The following is a 20,823-nucleotide window of genomic DNA, read 5'->3' on the forward strand; positions in this document are numbered from 1 at the left end:
AGGCGTCGCACACCCTGCACGACATGCTAAAGTCCCCCCGCTCCCCGCTCCACCCAACGGACTCCAGCATGCCTGCACTTGACGCCACCCTCACCCCTTGGCCAGAACTCGCCGCCCGCCACCCCTGCGATGCCCTGCTGCTGGGCAACGGCGCCAGCCGCGCAGTGTGGAAGCCTTTCGGCTATTTCTCGCTGTTCGAGGAAGCACAACGCGCAGGCCGCAAGAAAGGCCTGGCGGTCAGTGACCAGGCCCTGTTCAAGTCGTTGGGCACGGAACTGTTCGAGCCGGTGCTCAGCGCCCTCAACACCACCGTGCGCGCCAACGCGGCGCTGGCCATCAACTCCACCGCACCGCTGAACCGCTATTACTCGATCAAGGAAGCGTTGATTCACGCCGTGCGCACGGTGCACCTGCCGTGGCCGCTGATGCCGCCAGCCACCCTCGCGACCCTCAACCAGGCGCTGCGTGGCTACCGCAGCGTCTACACCAGCAACTACGACCTGCTGCTACCGTGGGCTGTACAGAGCGCCCCACACGGCTTCGCCGACCTGTTCGACGAACAAGGCTTCTTCGACGTGCGTCGCACCCGCAGCGAAGGCACGCGGGTGATGCACCTGCACGGCGGCCTGCACCTGCTGAAGCTACCCGACGGCACCACCCGCCAACGCAGCGCCGACAGCGCCGAACTGCTTGATGGCTTTGCCGTGAACATCCCAGGTGAAGTGCCACTGTTCGTCAATGAAGACCGCAGCGAGGAAAAACTGCGCGCCATCCGCCATTCGGATTACCTCAGCTGGTGCCTGGGGCAGCTGGCCCAGGAAAGCCAAGGGGTATGCCTGTTCGGTCAGCACCTGGACAGCAGTGACCAGCACCTGCTCGAAGCCATCCGCCAGGCCCGACCGAAGCAGCTCTCGATTGCTATCCGGCCAGTGAGCGATGCGTCGGTGATCAACCAGAAGCAGCATTTTGTTGATCGGTTTGGAGATTTGTCGGGGACGCAGGTGCATTTCTATGACGCCAGTACGCATCCGCTGGGGCTACCAGATTTGGCGATCGATCGACCAGCGGCTAGACGCTAGCACGCCCGCTGCACGAGCACGCCAGCAGGCTTGCCAGTGGCTGTTTTCAAAGCAAGCCATCCGCCCGCAGCAATGTTTCCAGGCAATGCTCCTGCACCCCATAAAACGCCTTGAGCTGGCCAATCTTCTCCAGCAACTCGCCGTTAGCCACCGGCTGCCGCCGCTTCACCGCAAGAATCATCTTGTTCTTGTTGGTGTGCTCCAGCGAGATGAACTCGAACACCTTGGTTTCGTAACCGCAGGCTTCCAGGTACAACGCGCGCAGGCTGTCGGTGAGCATTTCGGCCTGCTGGCCCAGGTGCAAGCCGTATTGCAGCATGGGTTGCAGCAACCCCGGGCTGTGCAGTTGCGGGCGGATCTGCTTGTGGCAGCACGGCGAGCACATGATGATCGCGGCGTTGCAGCGGATACCGGTGTGAATGGCGTAGTCGGTGGCGATATCGCACGCATGCAGGGCGATCATCACTTCGATGGCCTCGGGAACCACGCTACGTACATCCCCGCACTGGAATTCCAGGCCCGGGTGCTCCAGGCGCGAAGCGGCGGCGTTGCACAAGTCGACCATGTCCTGGCGCAGCTCTACACCGGTCACCTGCGCCTCACGGCCCAGGCTGTTGCTCAGGTAGTCATGCATGGCAAAGGTCAGGTAGCCCTTGCCCGAGCCGAAGTCGGCCACCCGAAGTGCCTGTTTCGCAGGTACCGGCGCACTGGCCAGGGCGTGGTCGAAGACCTCGATGAACTTGTTGATCTGCTTCCACTTGCGCGACATGGACGGGATCAATGCACCTTGTGCGTCGGTCACGCCAAGGTCACGCAGGAACGGCCTGGACAAATCCAGGTAGCGCTTCTTCTCGCGGTCATGGCCACTGCTCGCCGCGGCCTCGCGTGGAGCCTGCGCGCCGTGACGTTGCAACATCGGCTTGCCCTTCTTGCTGAAGGTCAGTTGCACTTCGCCATCTGCGTCGAACAGGTGGGCATTGCGGAAGCTGTCCGGCAGCAGCTCGGCTACCAGCGCCTGCGCCTGTTCCAGCGACAGGTTGCGGGTGATGTCGCGGGTCTGGTGGCGGTAGACCAGCGACAGGCATGGCTGGCCCTTGACCTGCAGCGGCTTGGCGATGATCCGTTGCAAGGTCTGGTCGGCACCGACATGGCGCGCCAGCACCAGTTTGACCAAGGTGTTGCCGTGCAAGGCTGCATTCAGAAGGCCGAGAAACCGGGCGCGTGCATCTGACGCAGAGAGGGCGAAAGAACTGGCGGACATGGAGAAACGGTGCCTCGAATAGCGGGAAACGCATTCTACACCCTGCAGGTTCCAAGTCAGTCCAGGATCACCAACCGGTTGGGCAACTCGTTGCGCGCACGGGTAGGCGGCACATGCTCGCTAAGCAGCTCGCCGCAGGCATCGATGCACTCGACAAACCCCTGCAAGGTCCGCCCCTGACGCACCTGCTCGGCAAAGCGGGCGACAATGGCCGCCCGCGCGTTGGTATCCAGATAATGCTCGATACCGCGGTCGACCAGGATCTCCACATGCCGTTCCGCCTCGCTGACGAAGATCAGCACGCCCGTAGCGCCTGCCGTGCGCTGCAAGTTCTGCTCGCGGAACTGCTGCCGAGCCAGCCGCGAGGCGCGCCAGCGACGCAAAGTCCGAGGAATCAGCCAGCCGGCCAGAAGCGGGTTGCGCAGCAGCAGGCACAAACCGACGAACAGCAACACGTTGGCCACCAGCAAGCCACGCACGCTGGGCCAACCCAGCAGCCAATGCAACAGCCCCGGCACAGCCAGCGCCAGCACGGCGGCCCACAACAGCGGCCAATACGCGTAATCGTCAGCACGGCGGGCCAGTACCGTCACCAGTTCGGCATCGGTTCGCTTTTCAGCACGGGCAATGGCTTCGGCAATCTGCCGTTGATGGTATTCGTCGAAGGGGGTCATGCCGTCGGTCTCTTTAGCGTTCTTATAGTTGTTGTCCCGGCATTCGGGGCTTCGTCCCCAGGCGACATATTCAGGCATAATCCGCCGCTGGAAAATGAGCGTGTCAATCGTACAACAATAGCCGCCTGAAAACTTCGGCCGCGCACGTATCACCGCTGGATACGGCAGAGGCCCCACAACGGAATTGATGATGAAATTGTCTTTGCTGGGCCTGGCCATGGGCCTTGCCAGTCAGGCGGCCCTCGCCGCCCCCACCGCCCCGCCCCTGCAGGACAAGCAGGCGTTCATCGACCATCTGATCAGCCAGATGACCGAAGCCGAGAAAATCGGCCAGTTGCGCCTGATCAGCATCGGCCCGGAAATGCCTCGCGACAAGATTCGTGAGGAAATCGCCGCCGGCCGCATCGGCGGCACCTTCAACTCACGCACCGCGCCCGAAAACCGCCCGATGCAGGACGCGGCCATGCGCAGCCGCCTGAAGATCCCGATGTTCTTCGCCTACGACACCGTCCACGGCGAGCGCACCATCTTCCCGATCGGCCTGGGCATGGCCGCCACCTGGGACATGGACGCCGTGGCCAAGGTTGGCCGCACCGCCGCCATCGAAGCCTCGGCCGACGCCCTGGACATGACCTTCGCCCCCATGGTCGATATTGCCCGCGACCCACGTTGGGGCCGCACCAGTGAAGGCTTTGGTGAAGACACCTACCTGACCTCGAAGATTGGCCAGGTGATGGTGCGCTCGTTCCAGGGCAGCAGCCCGGCCAACCCCGACAGCATCATGGCCATCGTCAAGCACTTCGCCCTGTACGGCGCCGTGGAAGGCGGGCGCGACTACAACACGGTCGATATGAGCCTGCCGAAGATGTACAACGACTACCTGCCGCCCTACCGCGCCGCCCTCGACGCCGGTGCCGGCGGAGTGATGGTGGCACTGAACTCGATAAACGGCGTGCCGGCCACCTCCAACACCTGGCTGATGCACGACCTGCTGCGCAAGGAGTGGGGCTTCAAGGGTGTGACCATCAGCGACCATGGCGCCATCCAGGAACTGATCCGCCACGGTGTCGCCCGGGACGGTCGCGAAGCCGCCAAGCTGGCGATCAAGGCCGGCATCGACATGAGCATGAACGACACCCTGTACGGCGAAGAGCTGCCAGGCCTGCTGAAGTCCGGAGAAGTGACCCAGGGCGAGCTGGACCAGGCGGTGCGCGAAGTACTCGGAGCCAAGTACGACATGGGCCTGTTCAAGGACCCTTACGTGCGCATCGGCAAGGCCGAAACCGACCTGAAAGACTACTACGGCAACGACCGCCTGCACCGCGAAGCCGCGCGCGATGTGGCCCGCCGCAGCCTGGTACTGCTGGAAAACCACAACCAGACCCTGCCGCTGAAAAAAGCCGGCACCATCGCCCTGGTCGGCCCGCTGGCCGATGCACCGATCGACATGATGGGCAGCTGGGCCGCCGACGGCAAACCCGTGCACTCGGTGACAGTGCGTGAAGGCTTGCGCCGCGCCGTAGAAGGCAAAGCCAAGCTGGTCTACGCCAAAGGCTCCAACGTCACCGGCGACAAGGCGATATTCGATTACCTGAACTTCCTCAACTTCGACGCACCGGAAATCGTCGACGACCCACGCCCGCCTGCGGTGCTGATCGACGAAGCCGTGAAGGCTGCCAAGCAGTCCGACGTGGTCGTAGCGGTTGTCGGCGAGTCGCGTGGCATGTCCCACGAGTCGTCCAGCCGCACCACCCTGGAAATTCCAGCCAGCCAGCGTGAGCTGATCAAGGCCCTGAAGGCGACCGGCAAGCCGCTGGTACTGGTATTGATGAACGGCCGGCCGCTGTCGATCGGCTGGGAACGCGAGCAGGCCGACGCCATCCTCGAAACCTGGTTCGCCGGTACCGAGGGCGGCAATGCCATCGCCGACGTGCTGTTTGGCGACTACAACCCATCCGGCAAGCTGGCCATCACCTTCCCGCGTTCGGTCGGGCAGATCCCGATGTACTACAACCACACGCGCATTGGCCGGCCGTTCACGCCGGGTAAGCCGGGTAACTACACCTCGCAGTACTTCGAAGAGCCTAACGGCCCGCTGTACCCGTTCGGCTATGGCCTGAGCTACAGCAGCTTCGAGCTGTCCGGCCTGAAGCTGTCGCACAAGGACCTCAAGCGCGGTGACAACCTGGAGGCCAAGGTGACGGTGAAGAATACCGGCAAGGTGGCCGGCGAGACCGTGGTGCAACTGTACCTGCAAGATGTGTCGGCTTCGATGAGCCGCCCCGTCAAGGAACTTAAAAACTTCCAGAAGCTGATGCTCAAGCCGGGTGAGTCGCGGACCTTGACCTTCCGCATCAACGAGGATGACCTGAGGTTCTACAATGGCCAGCTGCAGCGGGTTGCCGAGCCAGGTGAGTTCAATGTCCAGGTAGGGCTGGATTCCCAGGCGGTGCAACAGCAGAGCTTTGAACTGCTGTAACTGAAACCGGCCGCCTGTACCGGCCCTTTCGCAGGTAGACCTGCGAAAGGGCCGGCCCCGATCCCCAAATATTCCGGATCCGCCCCAATGCCCTTTTCCTTTCGCGCCCTGCGTCTGGGGCTGATCACCTTGCTCATCCTGCTGGGCACCGCTCTCAGTGCCGGCTGGGCCATGCACCAGGCCAAGCGCCAGGCCATGGAAGACGACGCCCGGCGTGCCAGTCAGCAACTGGGGCTGTACGCCAATGGCCTGCACACCCTGATCGACCGCTACCGCGCCCTGCCCGCTGTACTGGCGTTGGACCCGGAACTGATCGCCGCCCTGCGCGGCCCGGTCAATGAACAGGTGCAGGACGCCCTGAACCGCAAGCTGGAACGCATCAATGGCGCGGCCAATTCCTCCACCCTTGAGCTGCTCGACCGCACCGGCCTGGCCATTGCCGCCAGCAACTGGCGGCTGCCCAGTAGCTACGTCGGCTCCAACTACGGTTTCCGCCCCTATTTCAAGCAAACCCGCAGCCAAGGCAGTGGCCGCTTCTACGCCGTGGGCGTAACCAGTGGCGTACCGGGCTACTTCCTCGCCAGCGCGGTAAATGACGAGCATGGCCGCTTTCTCGGTGCCATGGTGGTCAAGCTGGAGTTCCCCGAGCTGGAACGCGAGTGGCGCCAGGGCAGCGATATCCTGCTGGTCAGCGACGCCCGTGGCATCACCTTCATCGCCAACCAGGATGGCTGGCGCTACCGCGAGCTCCAGCCGCTGAGTGGTGCCGACCGTGCCGAGCTGGCTGAAACACGCCAGTACGACAAACAGCCGCTGGTGCCCCTGCAGCACCAGGTGCTGACCCGTTTTGCCGAGTACAGCACCCTTAGCCGCGTGGAAGGCCCGCAGGGCAGTGCCGAGTACCTGTGGGAAAGCCTGCCGCTGGAAGGTGACCACTGGACCTTGCACCTGTTGCGCAAGCCACAGGTGGCCGCCGATGGCCGCAATGCCGCCTTGGGCGCCGCAGCCGTGTGGCTGAGCTTGGTGTTCGCCGCCCTGTTCGTCAGCCAGCGCCTGCGCCTGGCCCGCCTGCGCCAGCGCAGCCGGCAAGAGCTCAAACGCCAGGTCGAAGAACGCACCCGTGAGTTGCGCACCGCCCAGGAGGGGCTGGTGCAGTCGGCCAAACTGGCCGCCCTCGGGCAGATGTCGGCCGCCATGGCCCACGAAATCAACCAGCCGCTGACCACCCAGCGCATGCAACTGGAAACCCTACGGCTGCTGCTGGACCACGGCCGTTACGACGAAGCGCGCCAGGCCCTCGAACCGCTGGAGCAAATGCTCACACGCATGGCCGCACTGACCAGCCACCTGAAAACCTTTGCCCGCAACAGCCCGGTCGGCCTGCGCGAGCGCCTCGATCTGGCCACCGTGGTCGACCAGGCCTTGCACCTGCTGGAAACCCGCATCCGGAGTGAAGAGGTCGAGGTGGCCTTGTACCTGGCACGCCCGGCCTGGGTACGCGGCGATGCCATTCGTCTGGAGCAAGTGCTGATCAACCTGCTGCGCAATGCCCTCGACGCCATGGCCGACAAGCGCTACAAACGCCTGGAGGTGCGCATCGAGCCAGATGGCGAGCTGTGGCGCCTGAGCGTGCTGGATTCAGGTGGCGGCATTGCCGAGGCCGACCTGGCCAAGGTGTTCGACCCGTTCTTCACCACCAAACCGGTGGGTGAAGGGCTGGGCCTGGGCCTGGCCATTTCCTACGGCATCGTCCACGAGGCCGGTGGCCAACTGCGGGCCGAAAACGTACCTGGTGGCGCACGCCTGAGCCTTACCCTGCCCCGTGACCTGGAGCCTGTATGTTGAATTCAGTGATCGTCGTCGACGATGAAGCCAGCATCCGTACTGCCGTCGAGCAATGGCTGAGCCTGTCCGGCTTCACTGTGCAGCTGTTCGCTCGGGCTGAAGAATGCCTGGCACACCTGCCACGGCACTTCCCGGGGGTGATCATCAGCGATGTGCGCATGCCAGGCATGGACGGCCTGCAATTGCTCGAGCGCCTGCAGGCGGACGACCCCGACCTGCCCGTGATCCTGCTGACCGGCCACGGTGATGTGCCCATGGCAGTAGAAGCCATGCGCAACGGGGCCTATGACTTCCTGGAAAAACCCTTCACCCCGCAGCACCTGCTGGGTAGCCTGCGCAGGGCACTGGAAAAGCGCCAGCTGGTCCTTGAAAACCGTCGGCTGCACGAACAGGCTGACCTCAAGTCACGCCTGGAAGGCACACTGCTGGGGATGTCCCAGGGCCTGCAGCAACTGCGCCGGCAGGTGCTGGACCTGGCCGGCCTGCCAGTCAACGTGCTGATTCGTGGTGAAACCGGCAGCGGCAAAGAGCGGGTCGCCCGCTGCCTGCACAATTTTGGCCCGCGCGCCGGCAAACCATTCGTTGCCCTCAACTGCGCGGCCATCCCCGAAGCGCTGTTCGAAGCCGAACTGTTCGGCCATGAAAGCGGTGCCTTCACCGGCGCCCAAGGCAAGCGCATCGGCAAACTGGAGTACGCCAACGGTGGCACGGTGTTCCTCGACGAAATCGAGAGCATGCCACTGGCGCAACAGGCCAAGCTGCTAAGGGTGATCCAGGAGCAGAAACTGGAGCGTTTGGGGGCTAACCAGAGCATCAGCATCGACTTGCGAATCATTGCCGCGACCAAGCCCGACCTGCTCGACGAGGCCCGTGCCGGGCGTTTTCGCGAAGACCTGGCCTACCGCCTGAACGTGGCCGAATTGCGCCTGGCGCCGTTGCGTGAGCGGCGTGAGGACATTCCGCTGCTGTTCGAACACTTTGCCCGTGCAGCAGGCGAAAAGCTTGGGCGCTGCGCACCGCCGCTGTCGGGGGCACAGCTGGCACAACTGCTGTCGCATGACTGGCCAGGTAATGTTCGCGAGCTGGCCAATGCGGCGGAGCGGCACGCGTTGGGGCTAGGTTCGCCGAACATCGAGGTAGCGCCTGCCGGGCAATCGCTGGGCGAGCAGATGGAGGCGTTCGAGGCGCAATGCCTGCGCGCAGCGTTGCGACAGCATGGGGGCGAGATCAAGGCGGTGATGGAGACCTTGCAGCTGCCGCGGCGCACGCTTAATGAAAAGATGCAGCGGCACGGGTTGGTGCGCGAGGATTTTGTCGAGCGAGAATGAGCGGATTTCCGCTTATGAACGACTGGAGATAGGCGGGTTTCCGCTTATTCTTGTGAGATTTTGGGGCTACTTTGCAGCCCGTCGCGACACCTGGCCGCTCCTACAAGGGCCGTTCAAAGCCGTCTATTTCGGGGCTCAAGAAACTCGCAACGCCTTCAAATGAATCACCCTGCCCCCATTTGGCACACCTTCTGCTATTGCCTTGGCAAGCTGCGCCACGGCGCGCTCCACACAAAAACAACGAGAAGGTATCTCTGATGGATAACGCCACCTCCCTGCCCGCCGGGGCGGCCACTGCGCCCGCCGCGGAAAAAACCACCGCCAGCCGCCTGAAGTCGATCTTCAGCGGGTCCATCGGCAACATGGTCGAATGGTACGACTGGTACGTCTACGCCGCATTCTCGCTGTACTTCGCCAAGGCCTTCTTCCCGGCCGGCGACTCCACCGCACAACTGCTCAACACCGCCGCGATTTTCGCCGTGGGCTTCCTGATGCGCCCGATCGGTGGCTGGCTGATGGGCCTGTACGCCGACCGCAAGGGCCGCAAAGCTGCATTGATGGCCTCGGTACTGCTGATGTGCGCAGGCTCGCTGGTCATCGCCCTGACCCCGGGCTACGAAACCATCGGTGTCGCCGCACCGATCCTGCTGGTGATCGCGCGCCTGATGCAGGGCCTGTCGGTGGGTGGTGAATACGGCACCTCGGCCACCTACCTCAGCGAAATGGCCAGCAAGGACCGCCGTGGTTTCTTCTCCAGCTTCCAGTACGTGACCCTGATCTCTGGACAGCTCATTGCCCTGGCGGTACTGATCATCCTGCAGCAGACCCTGACCACCGAGCAGCTGTACGCCTGGGGCTGGCGCGTGCCGTTCGTGATCGGTGCGCTGTGCGCCGTGGTGGCCCTGTACCTGCGTCGCGGCATGGAAGAAACCGCCTCCTTCACCAAGAAGGAAAAGGCCAAGGAAAGCCTGATGCGCACCCTTATGCGCCACCCCAAAGAGCTGATGACCGTGGTCGGCCTGACCATGGGCGGCACCTTGGCCTTCTACACCTACACCACCTACATGCAGAAGTACCTGGTCAACACCGTGGGCATGAGCATCAGCGACTCGACCACCATCTCGGCCGCCACGCTGTTCCTGTTCATGTGCCTGCAGCCGTTGATTGGTGGGCTGTCCGACAAGATCGGCCGTCGCCCGATCCTGATCGCCTTCGGTGTGCTCGGCACCCTGTTCACCGTCCCTATCCTCAGCACCTTGCACACCATCCAGACCTGGTGGGGCGCGTTCTTCCTGATCATGGCCGCGCTGATCATCGTCAGCGGCTACACCTCGATCAATGCCGTGGTCAAGGCAGAGCTGTTCCCGACGGAAATCCGCGCTCTGGGCGTGGGCCTGCCGTACGCCCTGACCGTGTCCATCTTCGGCGGCACCGCCGAATACGTGGCCCTGTGGTTCAAGAGCGCAGGTATGGAAAGCGGCTTCTACTGGTACGTCACTGCCTGTATCGCCTGTTCGCTGCTGGTATACGCAACCATGAAAGACACCAAACAGCACTCGCGGATTACTACTGAGTGAGTTTGAACCTGCCGCAATGAAGAAGGGCGCACCGTTTCGGGCGCCCTTTTTTCATGCATTGTGAATGCATGATGTGATTCGATGAGCCAATGATTAATCCTATTCGGCTCATCATGTGAGCCGAATAGCTCAATTAATCGTCTCACCAGCTCCTGAAACCTGGCTCAGGACATCTCCAACGCCTGACGCGGCTCACGGCGCTGGTACCAGCTGGCCATCAGCACCAGCACCAGCAACACCCCGCCCAGCACAGCCGAAGATCCGACCGTGCCAAAGTCCAGGCCCCCCTTTTCATGGGGTTTGGTCAGGACATCGCCCAGCGTGGCGCCAAACGGACGGGTAAGCACGAACGCCACCCAGAACAGCACAACGCCTGGAATACGCGTCCAGTAGCGGGCCACCACTACCAAGGCAATGGCACTGCCGATCAGCAACGCGCCGCCAGCAAAACCGAGCCCCGAATCATCGGCCAGGTAATCGCCCAGAGCGGTGCCAAGCGTGTTGGAAAACAGGATCGCCACCCAGTAGAACAGCTCGCCCGTGCGGTTCTTGATACGGGTGACATCCAGTGGGTTGCCGCTCAGGCGCCACACCAGGAAGGTCAGCAGCAGGATGCCGATGAGCAAGGCCGACCCCGTGGCATAACCCAGGCCCAGAGTGCGGTCCATGAAGTCGGACATGGTGGTGCCGGCGGTACTGGTGGAGAGGATCACCAGCCAATACAGCATTGGGTGGTAACGGCGCGAGTAGAGTTGGCCGAGCAACGTCAGCAGGAACACGCTGATCAGCAGCAGCGAGCTGACGGCATAGCCAACGTTCAGCGTCATCGACAGCAAGTCGCCCGCCGTTTCGCCAAGGGTGGTAGCGCAGATCTTCATGACCCAGAAGGCCAAGGTGATTTGCGGGAGTTTGTTCATTGTTGTACCGCTCCAGTTTGAGGTGCGGCGATGGTGCTGATCGTTACCTAAAAAATCGGTTGGTGATGCATGAAAAAAGCGTTGATAAATCTTTGAAACAAGATATTTCGTTCTTAACGTCCCATTAATTCCCACCCTTCAAGCTGAAATAGCTGAAAGAACGACAACGCGCGGGCATGCGGCTCCTGGGTGATGCCACAGCCTGATTCACGAAAAGCGCTCCTATATACATCGAATAATTAGATTTTTAATCGCTATTTTTTGCGCTTTTTAATCAAATTAATCGGCGTAGGATTAAACCCATAGAAACAAACAACCCCTGTAGCCCTTGGAGCAACGACCATGAAAAACAAACTGATCCTTACTCTGGCCCTCTCGGTTTTCGCAGCTGGCGCTTACGCCGAAGATGGCTTCGACCGTACCAACGCCCACACATTTGCAGCGGTACAGAGCCAGTCCGCTACCTACGCTGAAGATGGTTTCGACCGCACCGGTGGCCAACGCTTCGCCGAAGACGGCTTCGACCGCACCGGTGGCCAACGCTTCGCCGAAGACGGCTTCGACCGCACCGGTGGCCAACGCTTCGCCGAAGACGGTTTCGACCGCACTGGCGGCCAACGCTTCGCCGAAGACGGCTTCGACCGCACCAACGCCCACCGCATCAGCTGATCCCTGATGCGTGCACCCAGCCCGGCTTTCGCCGGGCTTGATCATTTGCAGACGGGCACAGGCTTGGCACACTAGGCACCTCGTAACCCAGGAGGTGGGCCAGCAAGCCCAGCACAGATGTATTACTACGAACCCGCCAAAGGCCACGGCCTGCCCCACGACCCGTTCAACGCTATCGTCGGCCCCCGCCCCATCGGTTGGATCTCCTCGCAAGACCGTGAAGGCCGCCTGAACCTGGCGCCCTACAGCTTTTTCAACGCGTTCAACTACATCCCGCCGATCATCGGTTTCTGCAGCGTCGGGCGCAAAGACAGCCTGAACAACATCGAACAGACCGGCGAATTTGTCTGGAACCTGGCCACCCGCCCGCTGGCTGAGCAGATGAACCAGAGCTGCGCACCGGTTGCGGCCGAAGTAAACGAATTTGAATTGAGCGGCCTCACTGCCACGCCGTCGAGCATCGTCAACGTACCGCGCGTGGGGGAAACACCCGTGGCCTTCGAGTGCAAGGTCAGCCAGATCGTGCAGCTCAAGCGGGCAGACCAGGCGCTGGTGCCCAGCTGGCTGATCCTGGGTGAAGTGGTGGCGGTGCACATTGCCGAGCACCTGCTGAAAAACGGCATCTACGACACCGCTGCCGCCGAACCGATCCTGCGTGGCGGTGGCCCGGCGGACTACTTCGAGCTGGGCAACCTGTTCAAGATGGCCCGCCCGCCGGCCTGATCACCAGATCAGCTCGCCCTCTTCGCTTACGCCTTGCAGGCGTTGCAGCTCGGCCGTAGCCGCTTCGTCGGCGGCCACGGCCCCCTTGAACACCTGCCCGTCCAGTACCTTGTGAAAACGCGGCGCGCCGCCCATGCCCAAGGCCTTGACCGCGATAGCCGCGTTGTAGCCGCCCCCCTCGACCGGGACCATTGCCGAAACTGCTTCGAAATGCGGGAATTCCCTACGTGCCATGTTGCTATCCACTTGATTGAACAAGGCGGTCATTTTACCCCATCACTGATCAATCGAAGGTATGCAGGTCCAAGCTTCTGACCACCTGTGCCTGTACCAGCTCGCCAAACACCTCCAACGTTGGCGAAGCAAAGTAGCCACTCATCGCCTGCTGGTCCTGCCAGCTACCGCTGAGTAACCAAAGGTCGGCATCCGCCTGGGAGCGCTGCACCGTGAAACTCAGGCAACCCGGCGCCCGCAGCGAGGGTTCGAGCAGGTCACGCAGTCGCGCACCCAACTCGGCTGAGCGCCCGCTGCTGGCACGGATGAAAGCAAGGTGGGTGACCGGTTGTGTTGAGGTCATTGCACAATCTCCTTGAAGCAGGCGGACGGAAAAGCCAGGCTGCCAAGGTTAGGGGCTACCTCGCGCGACGCGTTAGGCCATTACTGCATGCCGATTGCCTAATCCTGCAGCGCGACAGGATCAGGCAATCGACGTGCAGCTTTCGACTAGCGCCCGTCCTTGCCCAAACCTATGCTGCGTCGGTCAGCAGAGGAAATCCACCATGACCACACCGACACCCATCGACCCGCCCCTGGAATTGCAGCGCCAGGAGCTTGCGGAACTGATCCGCCGCCATGCCGGCGATCCCCACGGCCCGGCCTCGGCCATCGATGGCTTGTTCCTGGTGCGCTACACCGAGAACGTGCGCTCGGTGCCGACTCTCGCTCAACCCGCGCTGTGCATCCTGGCCCAGGGTAGCAAAAGCCTGTTCCTCGGTGACGAACAATATGCCTACGACCCGCTGCACTACATGGTGGTTTCGGTAACCTTGCCACTGAGCGGCGTAAAGCTCGACGCCAGCCCCGAACACCCCAGCCTTGGGTTGCGCATAGACCTGGACCCGGCAGAGATCAGCCAGCTGATTGCCGAGAGCGGGCCGATGCTGGTGCCTAACCGGCCTTCCGGCCGCGGTTTGTATGTGGACAGAACCGATGCGCCATTGCTTGATGCCCTGCTGAGGTTGATCCGACTGCTGGACACGCCGCGCGATATCGCGATGTTGGCGCCGTTGTTCCGCCGTGAAATTCTCTACCGTTTGTTGCGCGGGCCACAGGGTTATCGGCTGTACGAAATTGCCTTGGCCAACAGCCAGACGCACCGGGTTTGCCAGGCCATTACCTGGCTCAACAACAACTATCAACAGCCGCTGCGTATCGAGGACCTGGCCCGGGAGGTCAACCTCAGCACCTCGACCCTGCACCACCGCTTCAAGGCCGTGACGTCGATGAGCCCGTTGCAGTACCAGAAGCAGCTGCGCCTGCAGGAGGCGCGCAGGTTGATGCTCAATGACGGGCTGGAGGCGGCGGTGGCGGCTTATCGGGTGGGGTATGAAAGCCCATCGCAGTTCAGCCGGGAGTACAGCAGGCTGTATGGAGCGCCGCCGATTCGGGATGTCGCCAGATTGAGAGCCACTGCTGTCTAGGACTTTTTGGTGGCTGTACCGGCCTCTTCGCGGGCTCGCCCGCGAAAGGGCCGGTACAGGCAACAGCTTCACTTCAACCCAAAACTGTCCCTTGCCACTGATTCTGGTCAACCTGAATCAAGGTAGGCCCCTTGCGTTCCACCGCCTGCCCCAGCGCCGCCTGCAACTGCGCCACATTCGTCACATTCTCCGCCGCAGCCCCCAACGCCCGCGCCACGCCGATGAAGTCCGGCGTATGAATATCCACGCCAACCGGCTCGATCGCCCGGTTGACCATGTACTTCTTGATTTCCTCATACCCCTGGTTATTCCACAGCAGCACGATCAGCGGCACCTGCGCCTCCACCGCGCTGGCCAGCTCCGGCAGGGTGAATTGCATACCACCATCGCCAATCAGGCACACGGCAGGCGCACGCTGGCAGATTTGCTCCGCACTCCCGAGCCAGGCGCCCATGGCCGCAGGTAGCGCATAACCCAGGGTGCCATAGCCGGTCGAGGCATTGAACCAGCGACGTGGCTGATCCATGTCCAGGGTCAGGTTGCCGGTGTACACCGGCTGGGTCGAGTCGCCCACCAGAATGGCATTGGGCAGGCGCTCAAGAATGGCGCTCAACAAACGCGTCTGGCTCAATGTCGGCTGATCCCAGCCTGCCGCCAGAGCCTTGCGCAGGTTGGCCACCCGGGCCACACCCCAGGTGCTTTCACGCACGGGTTGCGGCTGAGCCTGCAAAGCAACGAGCAGCGCTTCGGCGGCCAATTCGGCATCAGCCACCAGCGCCAGCTCCGGCAGGTAATTGCGCACGGTCTGGTCCGGGTCGATATCGATGCGCAGCAGGCTTCCCGGGATCTCGAAGCCACCCTTGAAGGTCACGTCATAATCGGTTTCGGCCAATTCGGTGCCGATCGCCAGCACCACGTCGGCCTCGGCGACGAGCGCCCGCGTGGCAGGCAACGACTGGGTCGAACCGATTTGCAGCGGGTGGCTGGCCGGCAGCAAACCCTTGGCATTGATGGTCAACGCCACCGGTGCCTGAAGGTGTTCGGCCAGGCGTGCCAAGGCAGCACCGGCTGCCAACGCGCCACCGCCGGCCAGAATCAACGGCCGCTTTGCACCGGCCAGGCGCTCGGCCATCTGTGTTACAGCTTGCGGGGCAGCCCCCGCACGGCTACCGCGCACGGGCCGGCCCGGCAGCAGGAAATCGGCCGGTTCGACCAGCACGTCTAGCGGGATTTCGATATGCACCGGGCGTGGTCGGGCGCTGTCGAACACGGCAAATGCCCGGGCCAACACCTGCGGCAGGTCTGCTGCACTCATCAAGGTGTGGGAAAACGCAGCCACCCCCGACACCAGCGCCGCCTGGTTGGGCAGCTCGTGCAGCTTGCCACGGCCACCGCCCAACTGGTCACGGGACTGCACGCTGGAAATCACCAGCATCGGGATCGAATCGGCATAGGCCTGGCCCATCGCCGTGGTGATGTTGGTCATGCCTGGGCCGGTGATGATGAAGCACACTCCGGGTTTACCACGGGTGCGCGCATAGCCGTCAGCCATGAACCCGGCACCCTGCTCGTGGCGCGGAGTGATGTGTCGAATGGACGAACCCGCCAGCCCGCGATAGAGCTCCACGGTATGCACACCGGGAATGCCGAAGACATGGTCCACGCCATAGCCTTCAAGGAGTTTGACCAGTACTTCGCCGCACGTTGCCATAAGGGTTCACCATGAATCTGCTTGGGTTATGTGCTTATTGGACCCAACCCACGACTACCACCACAATGCAAAAAAACACATACTAGCCATGTCCTGTAATCATGGCTTATCGCAATGAAACGCCTACCGCCCTTACCCGCCCTGTACACCTTTCTGGTGACCGCCCAGCACTGCAACTTCACCCGTGCCGGGCAACAGTTGCACATCACGCAAGGCGCCGTCAGTCGCCAGATCGCGGCCCTGGAGGAGCACCTGGGGTATGCGCTGTTCCAGCGTCAGGCCCGTGGGCTGAGCCTGACCCGTGAAGGCCAGGATTGGCTGCCACGGGTGCAGCAGGTGTTCGCACTGATCGAACAAGGCGTGAATGAGGTGGGCGGACGCAGCACGACCTTGCAGCTCAAGGCACCCACCTGCGTGATGCGTTGGTTACTGCCACGCCTGATGGAGTGGCAAGCACTGCGCCCGGATGTGCCGGTGGAGCTGACGACTACGGTGCAGCACGGGGTGGACTTTCGCCGGGAGGGCTTCGATGCGGCAGTGGTCTATGGCGACACGCCGAACCACGGGTTACAGGTGCGCAAGTTGTTCGATGAACAGCTGACGCCGGTGTGTGCGCCGTCGCTATGCGACGGGCCAATACCCTTGCGGCAGGTGGATGACCTGTCGCGGCACATGTTGCTGCACCCCTCGCGGGACGAGCATGACTGGCGGTTGTGGTTGCAGGCGGCCGGGGTGACGTTGGCCGCTCATGGGCCCAAGCAGCACTTCGAGACGCTGGACATGGCAATGGCCATGGCCTCGCAGGGGACCGGAGTGGCGATTGGCGACTGGTCGCTGATTGGTGATGACCTGCGCGGGGGGCGGCTATGCATGCCATTTGCGCTGAAGGTGATGACCGGTAAGGCGTACTACCTGGTGAGCCAGGCCAGGAGCTTGCCGCCGGGGTTGGTGGAATTGCTGGACTGGCTGGAGAGCCAGGCCAGCCTATGAAGGCCTCTTCGCGGGCGTGCCCGCGAAGGGGGTGACTCAATACCCGACGGTAAAACGCTGCCGCGTATGCGCCGGCTTTTCCAGCTCATCGATCAAGGCAATCGCAAAGTCGGCGAAGGTGATCCAGCTTTTGCCGTCTGCACCAATCAGCAGATAATCCTTGCCCAGCGTGTACCGCCCACTGCGCTCACCTTCAACGAACTCCGCCGATGGCGACAGGAAGGTCCAGTCCAGGTTCGGCTCCCGCTGCAACGCCTCCAAAAAGCGCACGCCTGCAGTCGCCTCGGCCTTGTAGGCTTCCGGGAAGTCCGGGCTGTCGATCACCCGGTGCCCCGACGGCAACAGCAGGCTGCCCGCACCGCCTACCACCAGCAAGCGCCTGACCCCGGCCCGCTTGACCGGCTCGATGATCGCGTGCGGCTCAATGGTCGAGAAATGCGCGGCGCTCAGCACGGCATCCACGCCCGCGACCGCGGCCTGCAGGGCCGCGCTGTCCTTGGCATCCAACGCCTTGACGGTCACGCCTTCCCGGCCCTCCAGTTTCGAAGGGTCACGGGCGATGGCCAATACACTGTGGCCACGGCGCAGGGCCTCTTCCAGCAACTGGCTGCCAGCACGACCAGTGGCACCAATGATTGCGATCTTGCTCATGGGATACTCTCCATCAATTGAACGGAATTACCACTTCATCTCGCCCTTGGCGACCTTGGCTCCCAGCTCCAGGGAGCTTTCATCGGCCAGGCCCGGGTAACGCTGCTTCATCGCCTCGATCAAGGCACCCGCGTCTTTTGCCTTGGCCGTTTCGGCATCGAAGTCACGAATGTAGTTCGCCGTGAAACGCACAGCCTCCAGCGAGCGGCTGCTGTCCCTCAGGTAATGACCCGGGATGACCGTACGCGGCGCCAGCGCTTCGATGTGCGCCAGGGTGCCGAGCCAGTCGGCATGCGACTGGGCCGTCTGGGTATCGGCCATCCACACATGAATGTGCTCGGACACCACAACGCCGCCGACCACCGCCTTGATCGACGGGATCCACACAAAGCTGCGGTCTGGTTGCGGACCGTCAAGGCCAACCACCTCAAGGGCCTGCCCTTCCAGCGTCAATCGGTTGCCTTCCAGTACCTGTGGCAACACCAGCCGTGCCGGTTTGTCCGCCCCCATCTGCGGGCCCCAGTACGCCAGCTTGGCGTCCATGGTCTGACGGATATGCGCGACAGTGGCGGCCGAGGCCAGCACCTTGGCGTCGGGGAAAGCGTTTGTCAGGGTGTCCAGGCCGAAGTAGTAATCCGGGTCACCGTGGCTGATATAGATGGTAGTCAGGTGCTTGCCGCCAGCTCGCAGGCGCTGCACCAGTTGCTGGGCCTGGGCCTTACCGAACTGGGCATCGACCAGCACGGCATCGTGCTCGCCACTGACAATCACCGAACTGACCGGGAAGATGGCCTCATGCCCAGGGTTGTAGACTTCCAGCTTCAAGGGTTCGGCGGCCAGCGCCGGGCCGGCCAGGGTAACGCAGGCCAGCAGCAGGCCGCGCAAGGGAGTGAACAGGGACATTGGCAACGCCTTCCAGATAACGTTGGCCACCAGCTTAGTTGCCCGATCCATGACAAAAAATGCGATGCTCGAACATAGTTTGTTTCTGAAACCGGGCAAATCATGGACCGTCTCAACGCCATGCGCGTTTTCGTCACCGTCGTCGACCTGGGCAGCCAGTCGGCAGCGGCGGATCATTTGCAGCTATCGCGGCCGGTGGTGTCGCGCTATCTGGCAGAGCTGGAAGACTGGGTGGGCGCGCGCCTGATGCAGCGCACCACACGCAAGCTCAGCCTCACCGCCGCCGGCCAGGAAACCCTGCCACGCTGTCGGCAGTTGCTGGAGTTGGCCGGTGACCTGCAGGCTGCCGTGCAACAGCCAGATGACGCGCCCAAGGGCGCATTGCGCATCAGCGTCAGTACGTCCTTTGGCCAGGCGCAACTGGTGGATGCGGTGGCTGCCTATGTGCGGCGCTACCCAGGCGTGAAGGTGGAACTGCAGATGCTCGACCGTACCGTCAACCTGGTGGATGAGCGTATCGACCTGGCCATCCGCACCAGCAACGACCTGGACCCCAACCTGATCGCCCGGCGCCTGAGCATATGCCGCTCGGTGGTGTGTGCGTCCCCCGCCTACCTGCTTGAGCATGGCACGCCGCAGCGGGTCGAAGAACTGAGCCGGCACAACTGCCTGACCCATGCCTATTTCGGCCATAGCCTGTGGCATTTCGAGGTGGGCGGCCAACAGATCGCCGTGCCGATAACAGGGAACATCAGTGCCAACGAAGCCATGACATTGCAAAAGGCCGCGCTGGCTGGCGCGGGTATCGCCATGCTGCCAACCTACCAGGCCGCCGATGCCCTGCGCCGGGGCGAACTGGTGCGCCTGCTGCCCGAGGCAAAGCCCCGCGAACTGAACCTGAATGCGGTGTACACGTCACGCAAGCACATGCCGCCCACCTTGCGCAGCATGCTGGATTTTCTGGTGCAGCGGTTCAAGGACGAACCCGAGTGGGACCGGGATCTGTGATGTAACGTGAGAAATGACCTACGATTAAAGGTATCACCTGTCGCTGTAACAGGAGGTGAGTACCATGGGCATCAAATCAAGAAGAGTCGCCCTTGTCATGGCCCTGACTGCTGTCGCAGGGCTGTACGGCTCAGCCTGTTGGCGCGCCGAGCTGCTACGCAGCCAGCCCAGTGCCGCCAACAGCTGCGAGCAGGCACATTGCGTGCCTCACACCGCAACCTTGAGCGCCGTCCGTTGAGTTGACGGCGCGCCGCCGGTCACTCTTCCACGCTCATGTATTCCTTGGCCCAGCGGATGTAGTCCTCGGGCTGGGTGTAGGTGTGCGAGAGTTCGGTCGCGCTGAGGTTTTCCGACTTGTTCTGCTGGCCACGTTGCAGGCGCAGGCAGTCGTAGGTGGCCTTGATGGCAGCAAAGTAGGCCGCGTGACCATCGACCACGATACGCACGCCCAGGCGCGCCAGGCGCTCGTCATCGCGCAGGTTCGGGTTGCCATAGGTGACCAGCATCAGCGGTACGGTCAGGTGCTCGGCAATTTGCTCAAGCTGCTCGAAGTCTTTTACCCCCACCATGCAGATACCATCGGCACCGGCTTTCTGGTAACTCTGGGTGCGCACGATGATTTCTTCGGTGGTGAGCACGCCTGCGTTGGTGCGGGCAATGATCGACAACGACGAATCGACCCGCGCCTCCAGCGCCGCACGAATCTTGCCAACGCCCTCCTCGACCGGAATCAGGTCGGTGGACTTGCGCCCGAACTGGGCGGGCAGCAGGGTGTCCTCGATGGTCAGCGCAGCCACGCCGGCGCGCTCCAGCTCGATCACCGTGCGCATCACGTTCAATGCGTTGCCATAGCCATGGTCGGCGTCAGCCAGGAACGGCAGCTGCGCTACCCGGCCAATACGGGTGGCTTGTTCGACGAACTCGCTGAGGGTAATGAGGGCAAAGTCCGGCGCGGCCAATACCTGCAACGAAGCAACGGAACCACCGAGGATACCGACCTCGAAGCCGAGGTCTGCGGCAATGCGCGCCGACATCGGGTCGAACACCGATGCAGTGTGGTAACAGGAACCTGAAGCGAGCAGCTCGCGGAAGGCAAAACGCAGATCTTGATGGGAAGCCTTGGGCATGATCACTCCGCAATTTGAGTTGAAATTTGAACGGTAACTACCGACCCCTGTAATCGGGTCTACCTGACCTGTTCCAACCGTCGCCATCTGGGCGGTCATGCTCGACATGCAGGCAGAGGAATAAAAGGTGTGGGAGACAGCACACTGAAAAACCTGCGGCAGAATGTTGCACCAAGCTGGT

General features: G+C 62.5%; 19 protein-coding genes. 10 read left to right on the top strand and 9 right to left on the bottom strand.

Annotated elements, in window-relative coordinates; genetic code table 11:
* The first annotated feature begins 68 nt into the window (after positions 1-68).
* The gene (locus B9A31_RS13345) at positions 69-1,079 is read left to right on the top strand and encodes a DUF4917 family protein (protein WP_028614289.1); all 1,011 of its coding nucleotides are present in this window, start codon (positions 69-71) and stop codon (positions 1,077-1,079) included.
* A gap of 46 nt (positions 1,080-1,125) precedes the next feature.
* Here the strand turns inward: B9A31_RS13345 and B9A31_RS13350 are convergent, their stop codons facing one another.
* The gene (locus B9A31_RS13350; protein WP_084297060.1) at positions 1,126-2,340 is read right to left on the bottom strand and encodes a class I SAM-dependent methyltransferase; all 1,215 of its coding nucleotides are present in this window, start codon (positions 2,338-2,340) and stop codon (positions 1,126-1,128) included.
* Positions 2,341-2,396: 56 nt separating this feature from the next.
* Entirely contained in the window at positions 2,397-3,014 is a 618-nt protein-coding gene (locus B9A31_RS13355) for a TPM domain-containing protein (RefSeq protein WP_019097247.1), read from the bottom strand.
* Between the two features lie 187 nt (positions 3,015-3,201).
* On the opposite strand from B9A31_RS13355, the gene bglX reads away from it, so the two are divergent.
* The 4 genes from bglX (at position 3,202) to B9A31_RS13375 (ending at position 10,243) form a co-directional block, all read left to right on the top strand.
* Positions 3,202-5,493: a beta-glucosidase BglX gene (gene bglX / locus B9A31_RS13360; RefSeq protein ID WP_084297061.1), complete on the top strand. Its 2,292-nt coding sequence runs from the start codon at positions 3,202-3,204 to the stop codon at positions 5,491-5,493.
* 87 nt (positions 5,494-5,580) lie between these two features.
* A complete protein-coding gene (locus B9A31_RS13365) occupies positions 5,581-7,338 on the top strand; it encodes a sensor histidine kinase (RefSeq protein WP_019097249.1) in 1,758 nt (585 codons plus the stop codon).
* The gene (locus tag B9A31_RS13370; RefSeq protein WP_084297062.1) at positions 7,332-8,666 is read left to right on the top strand and encodes a sigma-54-dependent transcriptional regulator; all 1,335 of its coding nucleotides are present in this window, start codon (positions 7,332-7,334) and stop codon (positions 8,664-8,666) included. Before B9A31_RS13365 ends, B9A31_RS13370 begins: the two co-directional genes overlap by 7 nt.
* Positions 8,667-8,923: 257 nt before the next feature.
* Entirely contained in the window at positions 8,924-10,243 is a 1,320-nt protein-coding gene (locus B9A31_RS13375; RefSeq protein ID WP_016713659.1) for an MFS transporter, read from the top strand.
* Between the two features lie 164 nt (positions 10,244-10,407).
* On the opposite strand, the gene B9A31_RS13380 is transcribed toward B9A31_RS13375, so the two are convergent.
* On the bottom strand, positions 10,408-11,160 hold the full coding sequence (locus B9A31_RS13380; protein WP_019097251.1) for a COG4705 family protein: 753 nt from the start codon (positions 11,158-11,160) through the stop codon (positions 10,408-10,410).
* A gap of 342 nt (positions 11,161-11,502) precedes the next feature.
* On the opposite strand from B9A31_RS13380, the gene B9A31_RS13385 reads away from it, so the two are divergent.
* Positions 11,503-11,829 carry a hypothetical protein gene (locus B9A31_RS13385; protein WP_019097252.1) on the top strand — a complete coding sequence of 109 codons (327 nt, stop codon included), beginning with the start codon at positions 11,503-11,505 and terminating at the stop codon, positions 11,827-11,829.
* 117 nt (positions 11,830-11,946) lie between these two features.
* On the top strand, positions 11,947-12,552 hold the full coding sequence (locus tag B9A31_RS13390) for a flavin reductase family protein (RefSeq protein WP_016713656.1): 606 nt from the start codon (positions 11,947-11,949) through the stop codon (positions 12,550-12,552).
* Here the strand turns inward: B9A31_RS13390 and B9A31_RS13395 are convergent, their stop codons facing one another.
* Together B9A31_RS13395 and B9A31_RS13400 are read right to left on the bottom strand one after the other, a co-directional pair.
* Entirely contained in the window at positions 12,553-12,819 is a 267-nt protein-coding gene (locus tag B9A31_RS13395) for a hypothetical protein (RefSeq protein WP_016713655.1), read from the bottom strand.
* Between the two features lie 16 nt (positions 12,820-12,835).
* Positions 12,836-13,129, bottom strand: a complete 294-nt coding sequence (locus B9A31_RS13400; protein WP_025753918.1) for a putative quinol monooxygenase — start codon at positions 13,127-13,129, stop codon at positions 12,836-12,838.
* 202 nt (positions 13,130-13,331) lie between these two features.
* Here B9A31_RS13400 and B9A31_RS13405 point away from each other — a divergent pair, with 202 nt between their 5' ends.
* Positions 13,332-14,252 (top strand): AraC family transcriptional regulator, encoded by a 921-nt coding sequence (locus B9A31_RS13405; protein WP_025753919.1) that lies wholly within the window; start codon positions 13,332-13,334, stop codon positions 14,250-14,252.
* A 73-nt stretch (positions 14,253-14,325) separates the two neighbouring features.
* Here the strand turns inward: B9A31_RS13405 and B9A31_RS13410 are convergent, their stop codons facing one another.
* Positions 14,326-15,963 carry a 5-guanidino-2-oxopentanoate decarboxylase gene (locus tag B9A31_RS13410; protein WP_019097255.1) on the bottom strand — a complete coding sequence of 546 codons (1,638 nt, stop codon included), beginning with the start codon at positions 15,961-15,963 and terminating at the stop codon, positions 14,326-14,328.
* Between the two features lie 114 nt (positions 15,964-16,077).
* Between B9A31_RS13410 and B9A31_RS13415 the strand changes: the two genes are divergently transcribed.
* Positions 16,078-16,953, top strand: coding sequence for a LysR substrate-binding domain-containing protein (locus B9A31_RS13415; RefSeq protein ID WP_016713651.1), 876 nt, complete (start codon positions 16,078-16,080; stop codon positions 16,951-16,953).
* Positions 16,954-16,989: 36 nt separating this feature from the next.
* On the opposite strand, the gene B9A31_RS13420 is transcribed toward B9A31_RS13415, so the two are convergent.
* Together B9A31_RS13420 and B9A31_RS13425 are read right to left on the bottom strand one after the other, a co-directional pair.
* Positions 16,990-17,604 carry an NAD(P)-dependent oxidoreductase gene (locus tag B9A31_RS13420; protein ID WP_016713650.1) on the bottom strand — a complete coding sequence of 205 codons (615 nt, stop codon included), beginning with the start codon at positions 17,602-17,604 and terminating at the stop codon, positions 16,990-16,992.
* A gap of 27 nt (positions 17,605-17,631) precedes the next feature.
* Positions 17,632-18,507, bottom strand: coding sequence for an MBL fold metallo-hydrolase (locus tag B9A31_RS13425; RefSeq protein WP_016713649.1), 876 nt, complete (start codon positions 18,505-18,507; stop codon positions 17,632-17,634).
* Between the two features lie 102 nt (positions 18,508-18,609).
* Between B9A31_RS13425 and B9A31_RS13430 the strand changes: the two genes are divergently transcribed.
* Positions 18,610-19,515 carry a LysR family transcriptional regulator gene (locus B9A31_RS13430; protein WP_019097257.1) on the top strand — a complete coding sequence of 302 codons (906 nt, stop codon included), beginning with the start codon at positions 18,610-18,612 and terminating at the stop codon, positions 19,513-19,515.
* A gap of 257 nt (positions 19,516-19,772) precedes the next feature.
* Here the strand turns inward: B9A31_RS13430 and B9A31_RS13435 are convergent, their stop codons facing one another.
* Complete coding sequence (locus B9A31_RS13435) at positions 19,773-20,642, bottom strand: isocitrate lyase/PEP mutase family protein (protein WP_016713647.1); 870 nt, start codon at positions 20,640-20,642, stop codon at positions 19,773-19,775.
* Positions 20,643-20,823: the final 181 nt, after the last annotated feature.

Source organism: Pseudomonas sp. URIL14HWK12:I5 (genome assembly GCF_900176445.1).
In the GTDB taxonomy this organism is placed as follows: Bacteria; Pseudomonadota; Gammaproteobacteria; order Pseudomonadales; family Pseudomonadaceae; genus Aquipseudomonas; species Aquipseudomonas monteilii.

Coding starts and splice junctions, on each gene's coding strand:
- B9A31_RS13345 (WP_028614289.1), top strand. CDS start 69: ATGCCTGCACTTGACGCCACCCTCACCCCTTGGCCAGAACTCGCCGCC.
- B9A31_RS13370 (WP_084297062.1), top strand. CDS start 7,332: ATGTTGAATTCAGTGATCGTCGTCGACGATGAAGCCAGCATCCGTACT.
- B9A31_RS13355 (WP_019097247.1), bottom strand. CDS start 3,014: ATGACCCCCTTCGACGAATACCATCAACGGCAGATTGCCGAAGCCATT.
- B9A31_RS13435 (WP_016713647.1), bottom strand. CDS start 20,642: ATGCCCAAGGCTTCCCATCAAGATCTGCGTTTTGCCTTCCGCGAGCTG.
- B9A31_RS13405 (WP_025753919.1), top strand. CDS start 13,332: ATGACCACACCGACACCCATCGACCCGCCCCTGGAATTGCAGCGCCAG.
- B9A31_RS13425 (WP_016713649.1), bottom strand. CDS start 18,507: ATGTCCCTGTTCACTCCCTTGCGCGGCCTGCTGCTGGCCTGCGTTACC.
- bglX (WP_084297061.1), top strand. CDS start 3,202: ATGATGAAATTGTCTTTGCTGGGCCTGGCCATGGGCCTTGCCAGTCAG.
- B9A31_RS13390 (WP_016713656.1), top strand. CDS start 11,947: ATGTATTACTACGAACCCGCCAAAGGCCACGGCCTGCCCCACGACCCG.
- B9A31_RS13410 (WP_019097255.1), bottom strand. CDS start 15,963: ATGGCAACGTGCGGCGAAGTACTGGTCAAACTCCTTGAAGGCTATGGC.
- B9A31_RS13430 (WP_019097257.1), top strand. CDS start 18,610: ATGGACCGTCTCAACGCCATGCGCGTTTTCGTCACCGTCGTCGACCTG.
- B9A31_RS13350 (WP_084297060.1), bottom strand. CDS start 2,340: ATGTCCGCCAGTTCTTTCGCCCTCTCTGCGTCAGATGCACGCGCCCGG.
- B9A31_RS13395 (WP_016713655.1), bottom strand. CDS start 12,819: ATGACCGCCTTGTTCAATCAAGTGGATAGCAACATGGCACGTAGGGAA.
- B9A31_RS13380 (WP_019097251.1), bottom strand. CDS start 11,160: ATGAACAAACTCCCGCAAATCACCTTGGCCTTCTGGGTCATGAAGATC.
- B9A31_RS13420 (WP_016713650.1), bottom strand. CDS start 17,604: ATGAGCAAGATCGCAATCATTGGTGCCACTGGTCGTGCTGGCAGCCAG.
- B9A31_RS13365 (WP_019097249.1), top strand. CDS start 5,581: ATGCCCTTTTCCTTTCGCGCCCTGCGTCTGGGGCTGATCACCTTGCTC.
- B9A31_RS13400 (WP_025753918.1), bottom strand. CDS start 13,129: ATGACCTCAACACAACCGGTCACCCACCTTGCTTTCATCCGTGCCAGC.
- B9A31_RS13415 (WP_016713651.1), top strand. CDS start 16,078: ATGAAACGCCTACCGCCCTTACCCGCCCTGTACACCTTTCTGGTGACC.
- B9A31_RS13385 (WP_019097252.1), top strand. CDS start 11,503: ATGAAAAACAAACTGATCCTTACTCTGGCCCTCTCGGTTTTCGCAGCT.
- B9A31_RS13375 (WP_016713659.1), top strand. CDS start 8,924: ATGGATAACGCCACCTCCCTGCCCGCCGGGGCGGCCACTGCGCCCGCC.